Source organism: Mycobacterium interjectum (assembly GCF_900078675.2).
Classification (GTDB): Bacteria; Actinomycetota; Actinomycetes; order Mycobacteriales; family Mycobacteriaceae; genus Mycobacterium; species Mycobacterium interjectum.
Genome location: NZ_LT546237.1, coordinates 4808287 through 4828887 on the forward strand (window position 1 = coordinate 4808287; position 20601 = coordinate 4828887).

The window sequence follows — 20601 nt, forward strand, 5'->3', positions numbered from 1 at the left end:
GGCGGTAGATCCGGGTGGCGCGGGTGCGGCGGGCCGGCACGTAGGCCACCTCGACGTCGAGCCGGTCGGCGCGCAGCAACCCGGTCAGCACCGCGGCCAGGTCGGCGTCGGCGCCGACAACCACCAGCCGCCGGTACAGTTCGATCGCGACGTCGATAGCGGCGGATTCCTGGGGCCGGTGGGCGGGCAGGTCGGTCAATAACTTGTGCACGCGTCGATCGCCAAACACCAACAACGCAGCGCCGTTCATCAGCTTTTCGGCGTGAAAGCCCTCGGCTTAACCAGGGCAGGAGACGCCGCTTTGCTCCTTCCAGATGTTGTCGGTGGTCGTGCCTAGGTTGCTGGTGTGTCCAGGTTTCGGTTGCTTCCCAGCCCTGAGCAGGCGGCAGCGTTGGTCGAGCACTGCCGTCATGCCCGGTTTGTGTGGAATCTGGCCGTGGAACAGCAGCGGCACTGGCAGCCGGGCCGCAAAGCGCCCGCCTATAACGAGCAGTGTGCCCAGTTGACTGCGGTCCGCGCCGAATACGAGTGGCTGGCCGCTGGGTCGCAGACCGTGCAGCAGCAAGCGTTGCGCGACTTCGCCCAAGCAATGCGCAACTTCTTCCACGGCACCCATCGGCGTCCGACGTGGCGGAAGGCCGGCACCCATGAAGGATTTCGGCACGTCGGAATCAAGCCACGCCACATCAAGCGGCTGAGCCGCCGCTACGGGCAGGCATGGGTAGCAAAGGTCGGTTGGGTGCGGTTCCGGTGGACCCGCGCCATCCCCGACACCGTGAAGTCTTACAGGGTCACGCTGGATCGATCGGGGCGCTGGCACATCGCCTTTGCTGCCATTCCCGAACCGGTCCCGGGACCCGGTGATGGCGTCGTCCGTGTAGATCGCGGTGTGGCGGTCTCGGTGGCACTGTCCAGCGGCGAGCTGGTGCGCGCTCCTGGTCTTACTGTGGGTGAGGCCGACCGACTCGGCAGATTGCAGCGGCGGCTGGCCCGGGCGCGGTGCGGATCGAATCGGCGGACGCGAGCCAAGCGGGCGATTGCGCGGTTGCGGGCCCGCGAAACCGATCGCCGCCGTGACTGGGTGGAAAAGACCACCACCGATGTGGCGCGCCGCTTCGACACCATCCGCGTCGAGGACTTGGACGTGCGCGCGATGACCCGCTCGGCGCGCGGAACTCGCGAATGCCCGGGCACCAATGTCGCGCAGAAACGCGGCATCAACCGGGAGATCAGCCGCCAAGGCTGGGGATTGCTGGTCACGCGGCTCAAGCACAAGGCCTTGCGGCGACTCGAATTCGTCCCGGCAGCGTATACGTCGCAACGATGCTCCCGATGCGGGCACGTCGCGCCGGAAAATCGCAAGAGCCAAGCGGTCTTCCAGTGCGTCGCCTGTGATACGGGCCCGTGCAATGCCGACGTCAACGCCGCACGCAACATTGCCGCCGGGCGGGCGGTGACCGCACGGGGAGACCTCGGCACTAGCCGGTCTATGAACCGTGAACCTCAACTCTGTTCTCCTGCTGCCTAGGTGCGACGGGGTTGGAATCCACCGGCCACGCCGGTGGAGGACGTCAAGCGATCCTCGCAACCTCCTGGGATAGGGTGGGTCACCGGCTGGACCACAATAAGCAGGCGCAAACGCGTGGGATTAGGCGGGAGCAAGGCATGCCGGCAATCGTCCTCATCGGCGCCCAGTGGGGCGACGAGGGCAAAGGTAAGGCCACCGACCTGCTCGGCGGGCGCGTGCAGTGGGTGGTGCGCTATCAGGGCGGCAACAACGCCGGGCACACCGTCGTCCTGCCCAGCGGCGAGAACTTCGCGCTGCACCTGATCCCGTCGGGGGTGCTGACGCCCGGCGTCACCAACGTGATCGGCAACGGCGTGGTGGTGGACCCCGGGGTGCTGCTCGACGAGCTGAAGGGCCTCGAGGACCGCGGCGTCGACACCACCAAGCTGCTGATCTCGGCCGACGCGCACCTGCTGCTGCCCTACCACGTCGCCATCGACAAGGTCACCGAGCGCTACATGGGCAACAAGAAGATCGGCACCACCGGCCGCGGCATCGGGCCGTGCTACCAGGACAAGATCGCCCGCCAGGGGATCCGGATCGCCGACGTGCTCGACCCCGAGCTGCTGACCCACAAGGTCGAGGCGGCGCTGGAACTGAAGAACCAGATCCTGGTCAAGATCTACAACCGCAAGGCGCTGGACCCGCACCAGATCGTGGAGGCCCTCCTGGAAGAGGCGGAGGGCTTTCGCCATCGCATCCGCGACACCCGGCTGCTGCTCAACGCCGCGCTCGAGGCCGGCGAGACGGTGTTGCTGGAGGGCTCCCAGGGCACCCTGCTCGACGTCGACCACGGCACCTATCCCTATGTGACGTCATCGAATCCGACGGCGGGCGGCGCGTGCGTCGGCTCGGGCATCGGACCGACCCGGATCACCGCCGTGCTGGGGATCCTCAAGGCCTACACCACCCGGGTGGGCTCGGGACCGTTCCCCACCGAGCTGTTCGACGAGAACGGCGAATACCTGTCCAAGACCGGCGGCGAATTCGGCGTCACCACCGGGCGGCGCCGGCGCTGCGGCTGGTTCGACGCCGTCGTCGCCCGCTACGCCACCCGGGTCAACGGCATCACCGACTTCTTCCTGACCAAGCTCGACGTGCTCTCCAGCCTGGAAACGGTGCCGGTGTGCGTGGGCTACCGCATCGACGGGGAGCGCATGCACGACATGCCGATGACGCAGAGCGACCTGCACCGCGCCGAACCCATCTACGAGGAGCTGCCCGGCTGGTGGGAGGACATCTCGGATGCGCGGGAGTTCGACGACCTGCCGGCCAAGGCGCGTGACTACGTGTTGCGGCTGGAAGAGCTTGCCGGAGCCCATATTTCGTGCATCGGCGTCGGCCCCGGGCGTGATCAGACGATCGTGCGCCGCGACGTCCTGGCGGCCCGCCCGTGACGGAACCGGACCCGAAAGAACTCGACCCGGAATACGAACACCACGGCGGCTTTCCCGAATACGGCCCGGCCAGCCCCGGCCCGGGGTTCGGCCGGTTCGTCGCGGCCATGCGGGCGCTGCAGGACCTGGCCGTGTCCGCGAACCCCGCCGAAGACGTCTGGGAGGACGCGGCCGACCGCGCCGCGGCCCTGGTGGAGGTCCTCCGCCCGTTCCAGGCCGAGGAGGGCCAGGCGCCGGCCGGCCGGACGCCCGACCTGCCCGGCATGGGCAGCCTGCTGCTGCCGCCCTGGACGTTGACGCGGTACGCCCCCGACGGCGTCGAAATGACCGGATACTTCAGCCGGTTTCACGTCGGCGGCAATCACGCCGTGCACGGCGGCGTGCTGCCGCTGCTGTTTGACCACATGTTCGGCATGGTTTCGCACGCCGCGGGGCGGCCGATCAGCCGGACGGCCTTCCTGCATGTCGACTACCGCAAGGTCACGCCGATCGACGCGCCGCTGGCGGTGCGCGGGCGCGTCACCACGGCCGAGGGCCGCAAGGCGTTCGTCGCGGCGGAATTGGTCGACGGCGACGACACGGTGTTGGCCGAGGCCAACGGCCTGATGGTGCGGCTGCTTCCCGGTCAGCCCTAGGGCCGTTGGAACCGACCTATCCTTGAGCGGTGACTGACGGCTTCAGCGAAGGACAGGACGACAGGACGACGGCGCTTGTCCTGCCCCCGCAAACTCCTTCCCACGATCCCGACGGCGCGCCGACGGTGCTGCTGCTCGGTTCCGGTGAGCTCAGCCGGGAGCTGGCGACCGCGCTGCGGCACCTCGGCGCGCGGGTGATCGCCGTCGAGGAGCGCCTGGCCGACGCCGACGAGCTGGCGGGGGCGATTCAACAGCACCAACCACAGTTCGTGGTGACGGCCACCGACGCGGTCGCCGTCGAGGCGCTGAGCCACGACCACGAGGGCACCGAGCTGGTGCCGAGCGCGCGCACCGTGCGGCTCACCGCCGACCGCGAGGCCCTGCGCCGGCTGGCGGCCGACGAGCTGGGGCTGCCCACCGCGCCGTTCTGGTTCGTCGGATCGGTCGGCGAACTGCAGTCGGTGGCCGCGCACGCCGGCTATCCGTTGCTGGTCAAGCCGGTGTCCGGGCGGGGGCACTCGGTGGTTTCCGGGCCCGACGACATCGAGCCGGCCTGGCAGCGCGCGGTGGGGAACTCGGCGGGGCGGGTGATGGCCGAGACAGTCGTCGACGTCGACTTCGACGTCACCCTGCTCGCCGTGCGCAAGGAGGGCCCGACCGGTCCGGTGCTGGAGTTTTGCTCACCGATCGGCCACCGGGACGCCGACGGCGCCGTCCTGGAATCGTGGCAACCCCAGCAGATGAGCGACGCCGCGGTGGACGCGGCCAAGTCGATCGCCGCGCGCATCATCAAGGCGCTCGGCGGGCGCGGCGTCTTCGGCGTCGGACTGATGATCAAGGGCGACGAGGTGTACTTCTCCGACGTCACCGCGCACCCGCACCCGAGCGTCTGGGTGACGCTGCGCAGCCAGCGGCTTTCGGCCTTCGAACTGCACGCCCGGGCCATCCTGGGCCTGCCGGTGGACACCATGATGATGTCCCCGGCCGCCGCCCACCTGATCGACGCCGGCCACGACGGCGGGTCCCTCACCGTCGACGCGCTGGGCGGCGCGCTGCGGGTGCCGGAAAGCGATCTCCGCATCTTCGCCCCGCAACGGCGGTCCGCCGCGCTCGGCGTGGCACTGGCCACCGCACCGGACGTGGCGGCCGCGCGCGACCGTGCCCGACAGGTGGCGAACGCGCTGACTGTGCGAGACTCACGCGGATGAGCTACGCGGGAGACATCACGCCCCAGCAGGCGTGGAAGCTACTCAGCGACAACCCCGACGCCGTGCTGGTCGACGTGCGCACCGACGCCGAATGGCGCTTCGTCGGGGTGCCCGACCTGTCGAGCCTGGGCCGCGACGTGGTGTACATCGAGTGGGTGGCGGGCGACGGGATGCCCAATGCGAACTTCGCCGACGAGCTGAAGGAGCACGTCCCACCGTCCGACCAGGAGCGGCCCGTGATCTTCCTGTGCCGCTCGGGCAATCGCTCCATCGGCGCCGCCGAGGCGTCCACCCAGCTGGGCATCACGCCGGCCTACAACGTGCTGGACGGCTTCGAAGGCCAGCTCGACGCCAGCGGTCATCGCGGTGAAAACGGTTGGCGCGCCGTCGGATTGCCCTGGAAGCAGGGATGACCGATTCGGCTCGCGCCCCCAAGGCGTTGCCCGACGGCGTGAGCCAGGCCACCCTCGGCGTGCGCGGTGGCCTGCTGCGATCCGGGTTCGAGGAGACCGCCGAGGCGATGTTCCTGACGTCCGGCTACGTCTACCCCACGGCGGCCGTCGCGGAGCAGGCGTTCACCGGCGAAGTGGACCATTTCGTGTACTCCCGCTACGGCAACCCGACCGTGACGATGTTCGAGGAGCGGCTGCGCCTGATCGAGGGGGCGCCCGCGGCGTTCGCCACCGCGAGCGGCATGGCCGCGGTCTTCACCTCGCTGGGCGCGCTGCTGGCCGCGGGCGACCGGCTGGTCGCGGCGCGCAGCCTGTTCGGGTCGTGCTTCGTGGTGTGCAACGAGATCCTGCCGCGCTGGGGCGTGGAAACGATTTTCGTCGACGGTGACGATCTCGCCCAGTGGGAGGAGGCGCTGTCGGTCCCCACGACGGCGGTGTTCTTCGAGACGCCGTCGAACCCGATGCAGTCCCTGGTCGACATCGCCGCGGTGACCGAGCTCGCCCACACCGTGGGCGCAAAGGTGGTGCTGGACAACGTCTTTGCTACGCCGCTGCTGCAGCAGGGCTTTCCGCTCGGGGTGGACGTGGTGGTCTACTCGGCCACCAAGCACATCGACGGTCAGGGCCGCGTGCTGGGCGGCGCCATCCTCGGCGACAAGGAGTACATCGACGGACCGGTGCAGAAGCTGATGCGGCACACCGGGCCGGCGATGAGCGCGTTCAACGCCTGGGTGTTACTGAAAGGCCTTGAGACGCTGGCCGTTCGGGTCGAGCACGGCAATTCCTCGGCGCACCGGATCGCCGAATTCCTGGAGACCCACCCGGCGGTGCGGTGGGTGCGCTACCCGTACCTGTCGTCGCACCCGCAATACGACCTGGCCAAGCGGCAGATGTCGGGCGGCGGGACGGTGATCACCCTCGCGCTCGACTGCGCCGAAAGTGCCGCCAAACAACGGGCTTTCGAGGTGCTGGACAAGATGCGGCTGATCGACATCTCCAACAACCTGGGCGACGCCAAATCGCTGGTGACCCACCCGGCGACCACCACCCACCGCGCGATGGGGCCCGAGGGGCGCGCCGCGATCGGGTTGGGCGACAACGTGATTCGCATCTCCGTCGGGCTGGAGGGCACCGACGACCTGATCGCCGATATCGATCAGGCGCTGAGCTAGCCCGCCTGCCGCTCGGCGGAGTCGATGCGTTCGGCCGCCGCGAGCGAACCCTCTTGCGCCTGGCGCTCCACCCAGTCCACCACCGGCCGGGCGTACATCATCTGGCTGGTGATCGCCATCTGGCCGCGGGTGCGGCCCAGGAACGAGATCCCCCAGGAAAACATCGCGGCGACGCGGTTGCGGAAGCCGACCAGGTACAACAGGTGCAACAGCAGCCACGCCAGCCAGGCGATGAAGCCGCCGAACTCCAGCTTGCCGACCTTGGCGACGGCGCTGTACCGCGAGATGAGGGCCATGCTGCCCTTGTCGAAGTACGCGAACGGCTTGCGGTTGGCCGGATCGTCGTGGCCCTTCACCGCCTGCTTGATCAGCGCGGTGGCGTAGTGCGCCCCCTGGATCGCGCCCTGGGCCATCCCCGGCACGCCGGGCACCGACATCAGGTCGCCGACAACGAAGACGTACGGGTGGCCCTTGACGGTGAGGTCGGGCTCGACGATCACCCGTCCGGCGCGGTCGGTTTCGGTCCCGTCGGACTGCTCGGCGAGCATCGCGCCGAGCGGGCTGGCCTGCACGCCGGCGGCCCACACCTTGCAGGCGCATTCGATGCGGCGCTCGGTGCCGTCGGAGTCCCTGACCGTGATGCCCATGTAGTCGACGGTGGTCACCATCGCGTTGAGCTGGACCTCGACGCCCATCTTTTCCAGCCGCCGTTGGGCTTTCAGACCGAGCTTTTCGCCCATCGGCGGCAACACCGCCGGCGCCGCGTCGAGCAGGATGACCCGGCACTCGCTGGGCGTGATGGTCCGAAACGCCCCGCCCAGGGTGCGCGCGGCCAGCTGGACAATCTCGCCGGCCAGCTCGACGCCCGTCGGCCCCGCGCCCACCACCACGAAGGTCAGCCGGCGTTGCCGCTCGGCCGGGTCGGTGGCGACCTCGGCCGCCTCGAACGCGCCGAGGATGCGAGCCCGCAGCTCCAGCGCGTCGTCGATGCTCTTCATGCCCGGCGCGAAGGCGGCGTACTCGTCGTGGCCGAAGTAGGACTGCTGGGCGCCGGCGGCCACGATGAGGCTGTCGAAGGGCGTCACGGTCTGCATGCCCATCAGGTGCGACGTGACCGTCTTGGTTGTCAGGTCGACCGCGCTGACCTCGCCCCACAGCACCCGGACGTTCTTCTGCTTGCGCAGCACAAGCCGGGTGGTCGGGGCGACGTCGCCCTCGGCCAGGATGCCGGTGGCCACCTGGTACAGCAGCGGCTGGAACAGGTGGCTGGTCGTCTTCGAGATCAGGGTGACGTCGACATCGGCCCGCTTGAGTGACCGGGCCGCATTCAGACCGCCGAACCCGCTCCCGATGATGACGACGCGATGGCGCGACATGCCCTCTACCCTATGTTGCCGGCGGGCGCGGGCATACAGGCCTGCTGACCGGGAGCCTCACTGTTCCGTCGGGCACATGTACTTGTCCGCGAACGTCGCACATGTCGGTGGCAGCGGCTGATCCGGGCCGTAACCGACGGCGCCCTTCGGGATGACAAGCAACCACCCGCGGTCCTGGCACAGCAGGACGGCGGCACCCGGGCCGGGTCGGACGGTGCCGTTGACGCACGGGTCCGCGTGCGCCACCGCCGGGACGCCGAGAAACAGCGACACGATCGCGGAGCAGACTGCGATGACGACCGCCCTCATAACAGCTCCATGCTAGCCCGGCGGTGACCTGGATCACAGCGCCGCTCAGGCGGTAGCGTCATTGCGAGTCCCAGCGGCGATGTGACGGGAGGCAACCATGAAGCGCTACGTCGTCGGAGCGTTCGCGGGCCTGCTGATTTCCTCGGGGCTGATCGCCGCGGCGCCGCCGGCCGGCGCCGGCTGCCTGTACGGGGGGCCGGTGCTCAGCAAGTGCGACGGACCGGTCCAGCCCGACGGCACCTGGCAACGCTGCGTGGCGGCTCCCCAGTTGGTTCTGCACGGCGCCAGTTCCTACCTGGTGCCCGAACGGCGCTGCGACGTGATGGGTCCCGACCAGCGCCCGCCGGATGTCTCCTTCGCCGACCCACCGACGCACATCGACGGCTGAGCCGGAAGGCGGCCGACTTATCGCCCTTCTACCAGGCGATACGCGAGTAGAGTGTGGCGTCTCGATGTAGGAGGCTCGCGTGACGGAACAACCGCCCAGCTACCCACCCCCACCGCCGGGCGGTTACGGCTATCCGCCGCCTCCCGCGGGCGGCTACGGTTACCCGCCGCCCGGATACCCGCCGCCGCCGATGGTCGGCACCAACGGTTTCGCCGTCGCGTCGTTGGTGTGCTCCCTGTTCGGCTGGGTCTGCATGTTCATCGGCGCCTTCCTGGGCATCATCTTCGGCTTCGTCGCGCTCTCCCAGATCAAGAGAACCGGCCAGAAGGGCCGCGGTTTGGCGATCGCCGGCATCGTCATCGGCGCTGTGGTGCTCGTCGGCGGCATCGCGTTATGGACCATTGCCGCTCTGTTGCCCCACTCCCCGAGCACGGATTCGGGCGCGCCGACCGTGGTGAAAACCGCTCATGTGCAAGCGGTTTAGAATGGCCACGCGGCGGCGTTGGTCTTGTACTTGCCGTTGAGTTGGTTGCAGAAGTCGTCGTTGGTCCCGGCGAGGAAGATGTAGTACGCCTCCGCATTGCTGCGGCGGCTGTCGAAGGAATTGGGCGTCGTCCAGCCGCTGTTGCACATCGCCGTGTCCGAACCGGTCGTGGGTTTGCGCCAATTGGTCTTGGCGCACGCCGTCAGGGCGTCGACGTTGGGTGTGGTGCTCTTTGAGGCGACGAGCATCGCGCCGCCCCATTGCCCGTCGTTGCGCCGGTAGGCACGCGCCCCGAACCCCGCGTTGTTGGTCTGGCACGCCAGCGCCCGCTTGAGCAGCCCGAAGGGGGCGGCAAGCTGCGTATCGCTGACCGCGGCCGCGGCCGTGATGAATTGGGCCGCGTCCGAGCCGTCAACCTCCTGGACGTTCGGGTTGCCGAGGCCGGTGAGCTGCTGGGAAATCCCGGAGTTGTTGCCGCCACCGATGATCGGCCCGCCGCCGCCGGACGTCATCGCGGGCAGGGTGACGGGATCGGCGGTTGCGACGGGAGCGGACAGCGCCAGCCCGCAAGCGGCGAACAGGACGCCGATCCGATTTACGAAAGATCCCATGAGCGGTACTCCTATCAGCGGAACGCGTCGCTGCCGGTGAAAGCCTGGCCGAGGACGAGCTGGTGCATCTCCGGCGTGCCCTCGTAGGTCAGCACCGATTCCAGGTTGACCATGTGCCGGATGACGGGGTATTCCAGCGATATCCCGTTGCCCCCCAAGATGGTTCGCGCGGTCCGGCAGATCTTGATCGCCTCGCGGGTGTTGTTGAGCTTGCCGAAGCTGACTTGCTCGGGGCGCAGGCCGACGCCGTCCTTGAGGCGACCGAGGTGCAGCGACAGCAGCTGCCCCTTGTGCAGCTCGACGGCCATGTCGACGAGTTTGGCCTGCGTCAACTGGAATCCGGCGATCGGCCGGCCGAATTGGGTGCGCTGCGTGGCGTAGTCGAGCGCGGCCTGCCACGCCGAGCGCGCGGCGCCCATAGACCCCCAGATGATTCCGTAGCGCGCCTCCGACAGACACGACAGGGGCCCGCGCAAGCCCCTTGCCTCGGGCAGCATCGCGTCGGCGGGCACCCGCACGTCGTCGAGCACCAGCTCGCTGGTGATCGAGGCCCGCAGCGACAGCTTGTGGTGGATGGTGTTGGCGGTGAAGCCGGGAGTTTTGGTGGGCACCAGGAAGCCGCGAATCCCGTCGTCGGTGGCGGCCCACACGATCGCCACGTCGGCGACCGAGCCATTGGTGATCCACATCTTGCGGCCGTTGATCACCCAATCCGAACCATCCTGTCGCGCCCGGGTTTTCATCGCGGCGGGATCCGAGCCCACGTCGGGTTCGGTCAGCCCGAAGCAGCCGAGCAGTTCGCCGGCGGCCATGCCGGGCAGCCACTGCTGCTTGTGCTCCTCCGATCCGAACTTCCAGATCGCGAACATCGCCAGCGACCCCTGCACGGAGACCATCGAGCGGATGCCGGAGTCGGCGGCCTCCAGCTCCGTGCAGGCCAGGCCGTAGTGCACCGCGGAGGCCCCGCCGCAGCCGTAACCGTGCAGATGCATGCCGAGCAGGCCGAGCTCGCCGAACTGCTTGGCGAGCTGGCGCACCGGCAGGTCGCCGATCTCGAACCACTCCCCGACGTAGGGGATGACGTGCTCGGCGCAGAACTTCCGCACGGTGTCGCGCACCGCGAGCTCGTCGCCGGACAGGGAGGCGTCCAGCCCCAGGGGGTCGTCGCGGTCAAAGGCGGGGGGTGCATCGGTGCTCATAGGGGTCAGCCTGCCATCGTTAGGCCGCCGCTGACACTGATCACCTGTCCGGTGATGAATGACGCGGCGTCGGACGCGAAGAACAGCACCGGCGCGGCGACCTCCTCCGGCCGGGCCAGCCGGCGAAACGGGATCGCCTTGACCAGCGCTTCTTTCAGTTTTTCCGGTTGCGCGTGGAACAGCGGCGTGTCGGTCGGTCCCGGGCACACGCAGTTCACCGTGATCTGGTGGCGGGCCATTTCGCGGGCCAGCGACTTGGTCAGCGCGATGACGCCGCCCTTGGCGCCGGCGTAGACGGTCTCACCCGCGCTGCCGACCCGGCCGGCGTCGCTGGCCAGGTTGACGACGCGGCCACCCGCCTGCGCTTCGATCATTCCCGGCAGGAACGCACTGCAGACGTGAACCGGGCCGAGGTAATTGATCGCCACCACCTTGGCCGCGAATTCCGGTGTGGCGTTGAGGAATTGGTCAGTGCGGTCCCACCCGGCGGCGTTGACCACGATGGTGGGCACGCCCACCTCGGCATGGGTCCTGTTCCGCAACACCTCGACCCGGGCGGGGTCGGCGACATCGACCGGCAGTGCGGTGATCAGCTCGGGCCGGGTCTTGGCGGTGGCCTCCGCGGCGGCCTCGTCGATATCGGCGGCGACGACCCGGTCGCCCTGCGCGGCGAACGCCAGGGCCACCGCCCTGCCGATGCCCGACCCTGCGCCGGTCACGACCGCGAGCCTGCCCCGTGAACGGGTATTCATCGGTGCCGAATGTAGGTTCACCGCGCCCGCGGGGTCAAGGATGCCCAGCTCGCCCGGTAGTCTCGCGGCATGCTTCGGCTCCAGTCCTTGGCCTGGCTCGTTTCCCTGGCCGGGGACGTCATCGCGGTGCTGGTGTTCTGCGCCGTCGGGCGCCGCAGCCACGACGAAGGGCTCGACCTCGGCGGCGTCGCGACGACGGTCTGGCCGTTTCTTTCCGGAACCGTCGTCGGGTGGCTGGTGTCACGCGCCTGGCGGCGACCCACCGCGGTGGCCCCCACCGGGGTGATCGTCTGGCTGTGCACCGTCGTGGTCGGCATGCTGTTGCGCAAAGCCAGTTCGGCGGGCGTGGCGGCAAGTTTCGTGGTGGTCGCGGCGACGGCCACCGCGGTTCTGTTGCTCGGGTGGCGGGCGGTCGCCGGACTGGCCGCCCGGCGCCGCGTCGACCGCTGAGCGGATCCGAGGAGACCATGCCAGGCGCCAGCTGGAATCCGGCCGCCGGCGACGGCTTGGCCACCACTTTCGACGCGGTCGTCCGGGCCGTCGCCACCAGCAAGGGGCTCATCGACGACCCCTTCGCGCAGCGATTGGTGCGCGCCGCGGGGGTGGACTACTTCACCCGGGCGATCGACGACGAGCGGTATGCCGACGACGGCGGCGGCAACCCGATCACGACGGGGCTCATCTACGTGCAGGCGGCCTACGGCAAGTTCTCGGACGAATTTCTCGCCGACGCGGGCAGGGCGGGCATCCGCCAGGTGGTGATCCTGGGGTCGGGTCTGGACACCCGGCCCTACCGGCTGTGGTGGCCGCGCGGGACGACGGTGTACGAGATCGATCGGCCCGAGGTCCTCGATTTCAAATCCGAAGTGTTGCGGGGGCTGGACGCCCGGCCGACGACGCATCGCCGCGCGATCGGCGTCGACCTCCGCCAGGATTGGCTGGCCGCGCTGCGCCGGGCCGGCTTCGACGCCGCCGCGCCCCCGGTGTGGGTCGCCGAGCAGTTGCTCGTCGGCTACCTGCCACCCGACGCCCAGCACCGGTTGTTGCACGACGTCACCCGGGCGAGCGCGGCCGGCAGCCGCTTCACCGCCGACCACATGGCCACCTGGACCCCGGCGCGGCAGGCGGCGCGGCAGGCGTTCGTCGACTCGTGGCGACGACACGGCCTGGACGTCGACCTGGCCAGCCTGATGTACCCGGGCGAATACCGTTATGTCCCCGACTATCTGGCGGCGCACGGCTGGGAGACCGTGGTGCGCAACGTCGTCGAGCTGTTCACCAGCCTGGGGTTGGCCGAATTGTGGCGCGGTCGCCCGGAGGACGTGGATCTGGTCCCCGGGTATGTGACGGCAACGCGCGCTTAGCCCCTTGTCGCGCGCCGCCCGGGTAGCTCATTAAGCAAATTAAAGATTCAGTTACTTAAATTCCATCCATGCCCGCCGCCGCTCCGAATGACTTGTGTTCAAGACCAAGACGGCGCCCACGGCCGTCTGTAGACGAAGGAGTCGAAACGCAATGATGAGCACTCGTGCGAAAACAATTGCCGCGGCGGGCCTCGCGGCCATCGCCGTCGTGGCGTGCCCCACGGCCGGTCCCGCGCTCGCCGATAACTCGGGTGACCTGATCGGCGCGGGCTGCGCGGACTACGCCAAGCAGAATCCGAGCGGGCCCGGGTCGGTGCTGGGGATGTCGCGCGACCCGGTGGCGACGGCGGCGTCGAACAACCCGATGCTGACCACGCTGAACGCGGCGCTGTCGGGGAAGCTGAATCCGAACGTGAACCTGGTCTCGACCCTCAACAACGGCCAGTACACGGTGTTCGCGCCCACCAACGCCGCGTTCGACAAGCTGCCGGCGGGCACCGTCGACAAGCTGAAGACGGACTCGCAGCTGCTGACCAGCATCTTGACGTATCACGTCGTACAGGGGCAGCTCAGCCCGGCGGTGGTTGCCGGCATCCACCCGACCCTGCAGGGCGCGCCCCTCACCGTGGCCGGTCAGGGCAACGACTTGAGGGTGAACAACGCGGGTCTGGTCTGCGGCGGCGTGCACACGTCCAACGCGACGGTGTACATGATCGACACGGTGCTGATGCCCCCCGGCCAGTAGATCGGACCCTCCGCCGGGTGGAATGGGCGCGCGTCGGAAACGTTAGATGAATACGTGACGCCNGGTGGCCTCCGCGGCGGCCTCGTCGATATCGGCGGCGACGACCCGGTCGCCCTGCGCGGCGAACGCCAGGGCCACCGCCCTGCCGATGCCCGACCCTGCGCCGGTCACGACCGCGAGCCTGCCCCGTGAACGGGTATTCATCGGTGCCGAATGTAGGTTCACCGCGCCCGCGGGGTCAAGGATGCCCAGCTCGCCCGGTAGTCTCGCGGCATGCTTCGGCTCCAGTCCTTGGCCTGGCTCGTTTCCCTGGCCGGGGACGTCATCGCGGTGCTGGTGTTCTGCGCCGTCGGGCGCCGCAGCCACGACGAAGGGCTCGACCTCGGCGGCGTCGCGACGACGGTCTGGCCGTTTCTTTCCGGAACCGTCGTCGGGTGGCTGGTGTCACGCGCCTGGCGGCGACCCACCGCGGTGGCCCCCACCGGGGTGATCGTCTGGCTGTGCACCGTCGTGGTCGGCATGCTGTTGCGCAAAGCCAGTTCGGCGGGCGTGGCGGCAAGTTTCGTGGTGGTCGCGGCGACGGCCACCGCGGTTCTGTTGCTCGGGTGGCGGGCGGTCGCCGGACTGGCCGCCCGGCGCCGCGTCGACCGCTGAGCGGATCCGAGGAGACCATGCCAGGCGCCAGCTGGAATCCGGCCGCCGGCGACGGCTTGGCCACCACTTTCGACGCGGTCGTCCGGGCCGTCGCCACCAGCAAGGGGCTCATCGACGACCCCTTCGCGCAGCGATTGGTGCGCGCCGCGGGGGTGGACTACTTCACCCGGGCGATCGACGACGAGCGGTATGCCGACGACGGCGGCGGCAACCCGATCACGACGGGGCTCATCTACGTGCAGGCGGCCTACGGCAAGTTCTCGGACGAATTTCTCGCCGACGCGGGCAGGGCGGGCATCCGCCAGGTGGTGATCCTGGGGTCGGGTCTGGACACCCGGCCCTACCGGCTGTGGTGGCCGCGCGGGACGACGGTGTACGAGATCGATCGGCCCGAGGTCCTCGATTTCAAATCCGAAGTGTTGCGGGGGCTGGACGCCCGGCCGACGACGCATCGCCGCGCGATCGGCGTCGACCTCCGCCAGGATTGGCTGGCCGCGCTGCGCCGGGCCGGCTTCGACGCCGCCGCGCCCACGGTGTGGGTCGCCGAGCAGTTGCTCGTCGGCTACCTGCCACCCGACGCCCAGCACCGGTTGTTGCACGACGTCACCCGGGCGAGCGCGGCCGGCAGCCGCTTCACCGCCGACCACATGGCCACCTGGACCCCGGCGCGGCAGGCGGCGCGGCAGGCGTTCGTCGACTCGTGGCGACGACACGGCCTGGACGTCGACCTGGCCAGCCTGATGTACCCGGGCGAATACCGTTATGTCCCCGACTATCTGGCGGCGCACGGCTGGGAGACCGTGGTGCGCAACGTCGTCGAGCTGTTCACCAGCCTGGGGTTGGCCGAATTGTGGCGCGGTCGCCCGGAGGACGTGGATCTGGTCCCCGGGTATGTGACGGCAACGCGCGCTTAGCCCCTTGTCGCGCGCCGCCCGGGTAGCTCATTAAGCAAATTAAAGATTCAGTTACTTAAATTCCATCCATGCCCGCCGCCGCTCCGAATGACTTGTGTTCAAGACCAAGACGGCGCCCACGGCCGTCTGTAGACGAAGGAGTCGAAACGCAATGATGAGCACTCGTGCGAAAACAATTGCCGCGGCGGGCCTCGCGGCCATCGCCGTCGTGGCGTGCCCCACGGCCGGTCCCGCGCTCGCCGATAACTCGGGTGACCTGATCGGCGCGGGCTGCGCGGACTACGCCAAGCAGAATCCGAGCGGGCCCGGGTCGGTGCTGGGGATGTCGCGCGACCCGGTGGCGACGGCGGCGTCGAACAACCCGATGCTGACCACGCTGAACGCGGCGCTGTCGGGGAAGCTGAATCCGAACGTGAACCTGGTCTCGACCCTCAACAACGGCCAGTACACGGTGTTCGCGCCCACCAACGCCGCGTTCGACAAGCTGCCGGCGGGCACCGTCGACAAGCTGAAGACGGACTCGCAGCTGCTGACCAGCATCTTGACGTATCACGTCGTACAGGGGCAGCTCAGCCCGGCGGTGGTTGCCGGCATCCACCCGACCCTGCAGGGCGCGCCCCTCACCGTGGCCGGTCAGGGCAACGACTTGAGGGTGAACAACGCGGGTCTGGTCTGCGGCGGCGTGCACACGTCCAACGCGACGGTGTACATGATCGACACGGTGCTGATGCCCCCCGGCCAGTAGATCGGACCCTCCGCCGGGTGGAATGGGCGCGCGTCGGAAACGTTAGATGAATACGTGACGCCCACCACCCGGCTCGAGTTCGTCGCGGCCACCCACGAAGACTCGCTGGCGCGGCCGCTGCTGGCCGAGCTGGCCGTCGAGTACGCGCAGCGCTACGGCGGCACGCCGGACACGCACCTGGCCTGGCTGCCGGTCCCGGCGGAAGAGCTGGCGCCGCCCGACGGCGGCCTGCTCATCGGCGTGGTGGGCGGCATGCCGGTCACCGGCGGCGCGTTCCGGCGCTTCGACGCCGAAACCGCCGAGCTCAAGCGGATCTGGACCGACAGCGCCCACCGGCGCCGCGGGTACGCGCGGGCGCTGCTGGCGGCGCTGGAGGCGGAGGCCGCCGCGCGGGGTTACCGGCGGCTGTACTTGATCACCGGCAATCGCCAGCCCGAGGCCGAGGCGCTGTATGACGCGACGGGTTACTCCCGCGTCGCCCCCGCCGAGCCGCTGCCGGACTGGGGACCGTTCCGGCCGATCGCCTTCGAAAAATGGCTGGCATGACCGGTCAGTTCCATGTGGGCGTCGCGCTGGACGGATACGGCTGGCACCCGCAGGCGTGGCGGGCGACCCTGGGTTCGGAGCCCGCTGCGCCGTCGGTGCTCGAGGGCCGTTACTGGGCCGGGTTGGCGGCCACCGCCGAGCGCGGGCTGCTGGATTTCCTGACCGTCGACGACTCGTTGATGCCGCAGATCGGCCGAAGCTCCCGGATCCATCCGGATCGGCTGACCGGCCGCGCCGACGCCGTCCTGGTCGCGGCCCGTATCGCCCCCGTGACCCGACATATCGGGCTGATCCCCGTGGCCACGGTTACCCACACCGAGCCCTTTCATGTCTCCAAATCCATTGCAACCCTTGACTTCGTATCGCACGGGCGGGCGGGCTGGCAGCCGCGGGTGAGCGCCACCGCGCATGAGGCGGCCCTGTTCGGGCGCCGGGACGTCTCCGGGATCCCGCTCTTTGAGGAGGCCGTCGACTACGTCGAGGTGGTGCGCCGGTTGTGGGACAGCTGGGAGGACGACGCAATCATCCGCGACGTGGCCACCGGGCGCTACGTCGACGTCGACAAACTGCACTACATCGACTTCACCGGAAAGTTCTTCTCCGTCAAGGGCCCGTCGATCACGCCGCGCCCACCGCAGGGCCAGCCGGTGGTGGCCGCGCTGGCGCACGTTGGGCCCGCCTACGAGTTCGCCGCGGCCGGCGCCGACGTCGTGTTCATCACCCCCACCGACGACGCCTCGGTGCACAGCATCCTCGACGAGGTGCGCGCGGTGGGCGGTGCCCACCTGAAAGTCCTTGCGGACGTGGCCGTTTCCTTCCACGGCGAGAGCGATTTTCGGTCGGATGCCCTTGTCTTTGCGGGCAGCGCAACGGAATTGGCCGACATGGTGGTGGGCTGGCAGCGGCTGGGTGTCGACGGGGCACGGCTGCGGCCCGCCGTCAACGCCACCGACCTACCGGTGATCGTCGACGAGGTGGTGCCGCTGCTGCAGCGAGCCGGGCGCTTCCGCACCGCCTACCGGCACGGCGAGACCCTGCGGGCCCGCCTGGGCCTGCCCGTCGCGCCCAATCGCTATGCGGCGGTGCACCGATGACGCCGGTGCCACTGTCGGTCCTGGACCTGGTGCCGATCAGTTCCGGGGGACGTGGCGACGGCGTTGAACAACACCATCGAGCTCGCACAGCACGCGGAGCGGTGGGGCTATCGCCGGTTCTGGATCGCCGAGCATCATTTCGTCGCCGTCGCCAGCGCGGCACCGGCGGTGCTGATCGGGCACATCGCGGCCGCTACCCACACGATTCGGGTGGGCTCGGCGGCCGTGCAGCTCAGTCACACCACGGCCGCCGCGGTGGTGGAGAGCTTCGGCATGCTCGACGCGTTCCATCCGGGCCGCATCGACCTCGGCCTGAGGCGCTCGGCGCAGCGGCGGATCACCAAGCCGCGATCCCCGAAACCCCCCCGGCCCGAACCGTCCCGCGAATGGCGCGAGGTCGACGGCGTCGTCATCCCGCCGCCGTTCGATCTGCGCAAGCTGCTGGGCAGCGGCCGGGTGCAGGCGACCCAGGCGATCCTGCAGCAACCCGATGCCGTCGCGCCCGACTTCGCCGAGCAGCTCGGGGACATCATGGCGATGCTGGCCGGAACCTACGAGGTCGACGGGTTCGACGTGCATGCCGTGCCGGGGGAGGGGGCCGCCCTGACGCCGTGGATCTTCGGCAGCAGCAAGGGGCGCAGCGCCCAGGTCGCCGGCGCGCTGGGGCTGCCGTTCGTGGCCAGCTACCACCTCACCCCGGCGACCGCGCTGGACGCCATCGACGCCTACCGGGACGCGTTCGTCCCGTCGGCGGCGCTGTCGCGGCCCTACGTGGTGGTGTCTGCCGACATCGTGGTCGCCGACGACTCCGCGACCGCGAAGCAGCTGGCGTCCAGCTACGGGCATTGGGTGTATTCGATCCGGGCCGGCGGCGGCGCCGTCCCCTATCCCGACCCCGACGAGTGCGTCCCGCTGACCGACGAGCAGCTGGCCGTCGTGATCGACCGGGTGGCAACGCAATTCGTCGGCGATCCCGATGAGGTCACCGAGCGGCTGGAGACGCTGCAGCGCGCCACCGGCGCCGACGAACTCGTCATCACCTCGGTCACCCACGGGCATGCCGACCGGTTGCGCTCGCACGAACTGATCGCCAAGCGGTGGGGGTTAACCGGATGAGCCGCAAACCGATTCATTTGGCCGCGCATTTCCCGGGCGTCAACAACACCACGGTGTGGACCGACCCCACCGCCGGAAGTCAGATCGAATTCGAGTCTTTCGTGCACCTGGCCCGCACCGCCGAACGGGGATTGTTCGACTTCTTCTTCCTGGCCGAGGGGCTGCGACTGCGGGAGCACCGCGGCCGCATCTACGACCTGGACGTGGTGGGCCGGCCGGACACCTTCACCGTGCTGGCCGCGCTGGCGGGCGTCACCGACCGCATCGGTCTGACCGGCACCATCAACACCACCTTCAACGAACCCTTCGAAGTGGCACGGCAATTCGCGACGCTCGACCACCTGTCCGGGGGCCGCGCCGGCTGGAACATGGTGACCTCCTCGGACGCCTTCACCGGCGCCAACTTCCGTCGCGGCGGCTTTCTGGACCACGCCGATCGGTATACGCGCGCCGAGGAATTCCTCGCCGTGGCCCGCCAATTCTGGGACAGCTGGGCGGCCGACGCCGTGCTGGCCGACGTCGACGCCGGGGTCTACGTCGACCCCGACCGGATCCGCAGCGTCGCACACCGCGGCCCGCAGTTCGACGTGCGCGGGTTCGCGACGCTGCCCGCCGGTCCGCAGGGCCATCCGATATTGCTGCAGGCCGGCGACTCCGCCGACGGCCGCGCGTTCGGCGCCCGCAACGCCGACGCCTTGTTCACCCTGCACTCGTCGCTGGAGGACGGCCGGCGCTACTACGCCGACGTCAAAGGCCGCGCCGCGTCCTACGGCCGGGATCCCAACCGGCTCAAGGTCTTTCCGGCGGCGACGTTCGTCATCGGTGACACCGATTCCGAAGCGCAGGACAGGGCGCGCCACATCCGCTATCAGCAGGTCAGTGGCGCGACGGCGATCGCGATGCTCGAGCAGGTCTGGGGCCGCGACCTGTCGGGCTATGACCCGGACGGGCCGCTACCCGAGGTCGATCCGGTCATCGACGGCGACATCACCCAGGGACGGGTGCGCCATGGCGACCCGATCGCGGTGGCCCGCCGCTTCCGCGAGCGCGCCGCGGCCGAGAACCTGTCCATCCGCGAGCTGATCATCGCCGTCACGAGCCGCCAGCAGTTCGCCGGAACCCCGGCGCACATCGCCGACGAGATCGACACCTACGTCCAGTCCGACGCCTGCGACGGGTTCATCCTGGTGCCGCACCTGACGCCGCGCGGGCTGGACGAGTTCGTCGACCGGGTGGTGCCGCTGCTGCAGGAACGCGGCGCGTTCCGGACGGAGTACACGGGGGAGACGCTGCGGGATCACCTGGGGCTCAGCGAGGTTACGGCGGCGGGCCGGGGCTGTTAGGGGACGGCGAGCTTGATGAGGCTTCCGACCGCGGCGCCCACTCCACCGAGGTATGCCTTGGCCATCTCACGGGTAGAGGCGCCGGCGCCATCCTGCAACGAGGTCAGCCACGCGACTGCGTCGTCGCGTTCATCGTCTGTGAATATCCGCACCGGGCAAGGCATCCACGCGCCGATGCTGCGGGATGGCGCCCGGATCCAGCCGAGGTCGCTCACGACCGCACACCCGTCGAGCAGCCGCACGTAGCCCACGCCGAGGCGGGCATCGGCCCACAGCGCACCCGGCGTGATGCGCCGGAAGGCCGGGCCGAACTGGTAGAGCAGCCGCATCCGACCACCCGTCCGTCGCGCCCGTTCGACCAGCGGCGCAAAGACCCGGTCGTAATCCGCCGCCGTCACGGTGCCAACCGCTTCCAGGGCCTGAATTCCGGGGGGCATGCCCGTAAGTTCTTTCAGCACACCGGCTCTCCTTTCCCCGGCCAATGAATTGCCTATGACAACTATTGCACTATGATATAGTAAGTGGGCCTG

22 protein-coding genes and 4 pseudogenes are annotated in these 20601 nt (G+C 69.3%); 18 read left to right on the forward strand and 8 right to left on the reverse strand.

What is annotated here, in order from left to right:
- Window positions 1-250 (reverse strand): annotated as a pseudogene (locus BN4348_RS62040) (peptidase M50); the annotation flags it as partial.
- Between the two features lie 96 nt (window positions 251-346).
- Here BN4348_RS62040 and BN4348_RS57865 point away from each other — a divergent pair.
- The 6 genes from BN4348_RS57865 to BN4348_RS57890 all read left to right on the forward strand — a co-directional run bounded on the left by BN4348_RS57865 (window position 347) and on the right by BN4348_RS57890 (window position 6431).
- Window positions 347-1528, forward strand: coding sequence for an RNA-guided endonuclease InsQ/TnpB family protein (locus BN4348_RS57865; RefSeq protein ID WP_211145795.1), 1182 nt, complete (start codon window positions 347-349; stop codon window positions 1526-1528).
- A gap of 137 nt (window positions 1529-1665) precedes the next feature.
- A complete protein-coding gene (locus BN4348_RS57870) occupies window positions 1666-2964 on the forward strand; it encodes an adenylosuccinate synthase (protein WP_066917587.1) in 1299 nt (432 codons plus the stop codon).
- Window positions 2961-3599: a PaaI family thioesterase gene (locus tag BN4348_RS57875; RefSeq protein WP_066917588.1), complete on the forward strand. Its 639-nt coding sequence runs from the start codon at window positions 2961-2963 to the stop codon at window positions 3597-3599. The genes BN4348_RS57870 and BN4348_RS57875 overlap by 4 nt, the downstream gene beginning before the upstream one ends.
- 29 nt (window positions 3600-3628) lie before the next feature.
- Entirely contained in the window at window positions 3629-4807 is a 1179-nt protein-coding gene (gene purT / locus BN4348_RS57880; protein WP_066917589.1) for a formate-dependent phosphoribosylglycinamide formyltransferase, read from the forward strand.
- Window positions 4804-5220, forward strand: a complete 417-nt coding sequence (locus BN4348_RS57885; RefSeq protein ID WP_066917590.1) for a rhodanese-like domain-containing protein — start codon at window positions 4804-4806, stop codon at window positions 5218-5220. The genes purT and BN4348_RS57885 overlap by 4 nt, the downstream gene beginning before the upstream one ends.
- Window positions 5217-6431 (forward strand): O-succinylhomoserine sulfhydrylase, encoded by a 1215-nt coding sequence (locus tag BN4348_RS57890; RefSeq protein WP_066917591.1) that lies wholly within the window; start codon window positions 5217-5219, stop codon window positions 6429-6431. The genes BN4348_RS57885 and BN4348_RS57890 overlap by 4 nt, the downstream gene beginning before the upstream one ends.
- Here BN4348_RS57890 and BN4348_RS57895 read toward each other — a convergent pair.
- Together BN4348_RS57895 and BN4348_RS57900 are read right to left on the reverse strand one after the other, a co-directional pair.
- Entirely contained in the window at window positions 6428-7807 is a 1380-nt protein-coding gene (locus BN4348_RS57895) for an NAD(P)/FAD-dependent oxidoreductase (RefSeq protein ID WP_066917592.1), read from the reverse strand. The two genes, BN4348_RS57890 and BN4348_RS57895, sit on opposite strands and share 4 nt — an antisense overlap.
- A gap of 57 nt (window positions 7808-7864) precedes the next feature.
- Window positions 7865-8116: a hypothetical protein gene (locus tag BN4348_RS57900; protein ID WP_066917593.1), complete on the reverse strand. Its 252-nt coding sequence runs from the start codon at window positions 8114-8116 to the stop codon at window positions 7865-7867.
- A gap of 97 nt (window positions 8117-8213) precedes the next feature.
- Here BN4348_RS57900 and BN4348_RS57905 point away from each other — a divergent pair, with 97 nt between their 5' ends.
- A complete protein-coding gene (locus BN4348_RS57905) occupies window positions 8214-8504 on the forward strand; it encodes a CDGP domain-containing protein (protein ID WP_066917594.1) in 291 nt (96 codons plus the stop codon).
- 91 nt (window positions 8505-8595) lie between these two features.
- Window positions 8596-8883, forward strand: a pseudogene (locus tag BN4348_RS62290) (DUF4190 domain-containing protein); the annotation flags it as partial.
- A 101-nt stretch (window positions 8884-8984) separates the two neighbouring features.
- Here the strand turns inward: BN4348_RS62290 and BN4348_RS57915 are convergent.
- Genes BN4348_RS57915 through BN4348_RS57925 form a run of 3 tightly spaced genes read right to left on the reverse strand, consistent with a single transcriptional unit; the run spans window position 8985 to window position 11550 of the window.
- On the reverse strand, window positions 8985-9599 hold the full coding sequence (locus BN4348_RS57915; RefSeq protein WP_066917596.1) for a hypothetical protein: 615 nt from the start codon (window positions 9597-9599) through the stop codon (window positions 8985-8987).
- A 14-nt stretch (window positions 9600-9613) separates the two neighbouring features.
- Window positions 9614-10798, reverse strand: coding sequence for an acyl-CoA dehydrogenase (locus BN4348_RS57920; protein ID WP_066917597.1), 1185 nt, complete (start codon window positions 10796-10798; stop codon window positions 9614-9616).
- A gap of 5 nt (window positions 10799-10803) precedes the next feature.
- Window positions 10804-11550, reverse strand: coding sequence for an SDR family NAD(P)-dependent oxidoreductase (locus BN4348_RS57925; RefSeq protein ID WP_066917598.1), 747 nt, complete (start codon window positions 11548-11550; stop codon window positions 10804-10806).
- Window positions 11551-11619: 69 nt separating this feature from the next.
- Here BN4348_RS57925 and BN4348_RS57930 point away from each other — a divergent pair, with 69 nt between their 5' ends.
- From BN4348_RS57930 to BN4348_RS57940, 3 genes are all read left to right on the forward strand, one after another.
- On the forward strand, window positions 11620-12000 hold the full coding sequence (locus BN4348_RS57930; protein ID WP_066917599.1) for a DUF3054 domain-containing protein: 381 nt from the start codon (window positions 11620-11622) through the stop codon (window positions 11998-12000).
- Window positions 12001-12017: 17 nt separating this feature from the next.
- The gene (locus BN4348_RS57935; RefSeq protein WP_066917619.1) at window positions 12018-12914 is read left to right on the forward strand and encodes a class I SAM-dependent methyltransferase; all 897 of its coding nucleotides are present in this window, start codon (window positions 12018-12020) and stop codon (window positions 12912-12914) included.
- Between the two features lie 151 nt (window positions 12915-13065).
- Window positions 13066-13659 carry a fasciclin domain-containing protein gene (locus tag BN4348_RS57940; protein ID WP_066917600.1) on the forward strand — a complete coding sequence of 198 codons (594 nt, stop codon included), beginning with the start codon at window positions 13066-13068 and terminating at the stop codon, window positions 13657-13659.
- A gap of 57 nt (window positions 13660-13716) precedes the next feature.
- Here the strand turns inward: BN4348_RS57940 and BN4348_RS62605 are convergent.
- A pseudogene (locus BN4348_RS62605) lies at window positions 13717-13863 on the reverse strand (SDR family NAD(P)-dependent oxidoreductase); the annotation flags it as partial.
- A 69-nt stretch (window positions 13864-13932) separates the two neighbouring features.
- Between BN4348_RS62605 and BN4348_RS57950 the strand changes: the two are divergent.
- The 7 genes and pseudogenes from BN4348_RS57950 to BN4348_RS57980 all read left to right on the forward strand — a co-directional run bounded on the left by BN4348_RS57950 (window position 13933) and on the right by BN4348_RS57980 (window position 20071).
- A complete protein-coding gene (locus BN4348_RS57950) occupies window positions 13933-14313 on the forward strand; it encodes a DUF3054 domain-containing protein (protein WP_066917599.1) in 381 nt (126 codons plus the stop codon).
- A 17-nt stretch (window positions 14314-14330) separates the two neighbouring features.
- Window positions 14331-15227: a class I SAM-dependent methyltransferase gene (locus BN4348_RS57955; protein WP_066917620.1), complete on the forward strand. Its 897-nt coding sequence runs from the start codon at window positions 14331-14333 to the stop codon at window positions 15225-15227.
- Window positions 15228-15378: 151 nt separating this feature from the next.
- Entirely contained in the window at window positions 15379-15972 is a 594-nt protein-coding gene (locus BN4348_RS57960) for a fasciclin domain-containing protein (protein ID WP_066917600.1), read from the forward strand.
- 54 nt (window positions 15973-16026) lie between these two features.
- On the forward strand, window positions 16027-16518 hold the full coding sequence (locus tag BN4348_RS57965) for a GNAT family N-acetyltransferase (protein WP_066917601.1): 492 nt from the start codon (window positions 16027-16029) through the stop codon (window positions 16516-16518).
- Entirely contained in the window at window positions 16515-17612 is a 1098-nt protein-coding gene (locus BN4348_RS57970) for an LLM class flavin-dependent oxidoreductase (RefSeq protein ID WP_066917602.1), read from the forward strand. Before BN4348_RS57965 ends, BN4348_RS57970 begins: the two co-directional genes overlap by 4 nt.
- Window positions 17609-18728, forward strand: a pseudogene (locus BN4348_RS57975) (LLM class flavin-dependent oxidoreductase). The gene BN4348_RS57970 and the pseudogene BN4348_RS57975 overlap by 4 nt, the downstream one beginning before the upstream one ends.
- The gene (locus BN4348_RS57980; protein WP_066917603.1) at window positions 18725-20071 is read left to right on the forward strand and encodes an NtaA/DmoA family FMN-dependent monooxygenase; all 1347 of its coding nucleotides are present in this window, start codon (window positions 18725-18727) and stop codon (window positions 20069-20071) included. The pseudogene BN4348_RS57975 and the gene BN4348_RS57980 overlap by 4 nt, the downstream one beginning before the upstream one ends.
- On the opposite strand, the gene BN4348_RS57985 is transcribed toward BN4348_RS57980, so the two are convergent.
- Entirely contained in the window at window positions 20068-20529 is a 462-nt protein-coding gene (locus BN4348_RS57985) for a SpoIIAA family protein (protein WP_066917604.1), read from the reverse strand. The two genes, BN4348_RS57980 and BN4348_RS57985, sit on opposite strands and share 4 nt — an antisense overlap.
- Window positions 20530-20601: the final 72 nt, after the last annotated feature.

Coding starts and splice junctions, on each gene's coding strand:
- BN4348_RS57905 (WP_066917594.1), top strand. CDS start 8,214: ATGAAGCGCTACGTCGTCGGAGCGTTCGCGGGCCTGCTGATTTCCTCG.
- BN4348_RS57895 (WP_066917592.1), bottom strand. CDS start 7,807: ATGTCGCGCCATCGCGTCGTCATCATCGGGAGCGGGTTCGGCGGTCTG.
- BN4348_RS57900 (WP_066917593.1), bottom strand. CDS start 8,116: ATGAGGGCGGTCGTCATCGCAGTCTGCTCCGCGATCGTGTCGCTGTTT.
- BN4348_RS57970 (WP_066917602.1), top strand. CDS start 16,515: ATGACCGGTCAGTTCCATGTGGGCGTCGCGCTGGACGGATACGGCTGG.
- BN4348_RS57955 (WP_066917620.1), top strand. CDS start 14,331: ATGCCAGGCGCCAGCTGGAATCCGGCCGCCGGCGACGGCTTGGCCACC.
- BN4348_RS57915 (WP_066917596.1), bottom strand. CDS start 9,599: ATGGGATCTTTCGTAAATCGGATCGGCGTCCTGTTCGCCGCTTGCGGG.
- BN4348_RS57890 (WP_066917591.1), top strand. CDS start 5,217: ATGACCGATTCGGCTCGCGCCCCCAAGGCGTTGCCCGACGGCGTGAGC.
- BN4348_RS57920 (WP_066917597.1), bottom strand. CDS start 10,798: ATGAGCACCGATGCACCCCCCGCCTTTGACCGCGACGACCCCCTGGGG.
- BN4348_RS57980 (WP_066917603.1), top strand. CDS start 18,725: ATGAGCCGCAAACCGATTCATTTGGCCGCGCATTTCCCGGGCGTCAAC.
- BN4348_RS57935 (WP_066917619.1), top strand. CDS start 12,018: ATGCCAGGCGCCAGCTGGAATCCGGCCGCCGGCGACGGCTTGGCCACC.
- BN4348_RS57870 (WP_066917587.1), top strand. CDS start 1,666: ATGCCGGCAATCGTCCTCATCGGCGCCCAGTGGGGCGACGAGGGCAAA.
- BN4348_RS57885 (WP_066917590.1), top strand. CDS start 4,804: ATGAGCTACGCGGGAGACATCACGCCCCAGCAGGCGTGGAAGCTACTC.
- BN4348_RS57950 (WP_066917599.1), top strand. CDS start 13,933: ATGCTTCGGCTCCAGTCCTTGGCCTGGCTCGTTTCCCTGGCCGGGGAC.
- BN4348_RS57960 (WP_066917600.1), top strand. CDS start 15,379: ATGATGAGCACTCGTGCGAAAACAATTGCCGCGGCGGGCCTCGCGGCC.
- BN4348_RS57940 (WP_066917600.1), top strand. CDS start 13,066: ATGATGAGCACTCGTGCGAAAACAATTGCCGCGGCGGGCCTCGCGGCC.
- BN4348_RS57930 (WP_066917599.1), top strand. CDS start 11,620: ATGCTTCGGCTCCAGTCCTTGGCCTGGCTCGTTTCCCTGGCCGGGGAC.
- BN4348_RS57925 (WP_066917598.1), bottom strand. CDS start 11,550: ATGAATACCCGTTCACGGGGCAGGCTCGCGGTCGTGACCGGCGCAGGG.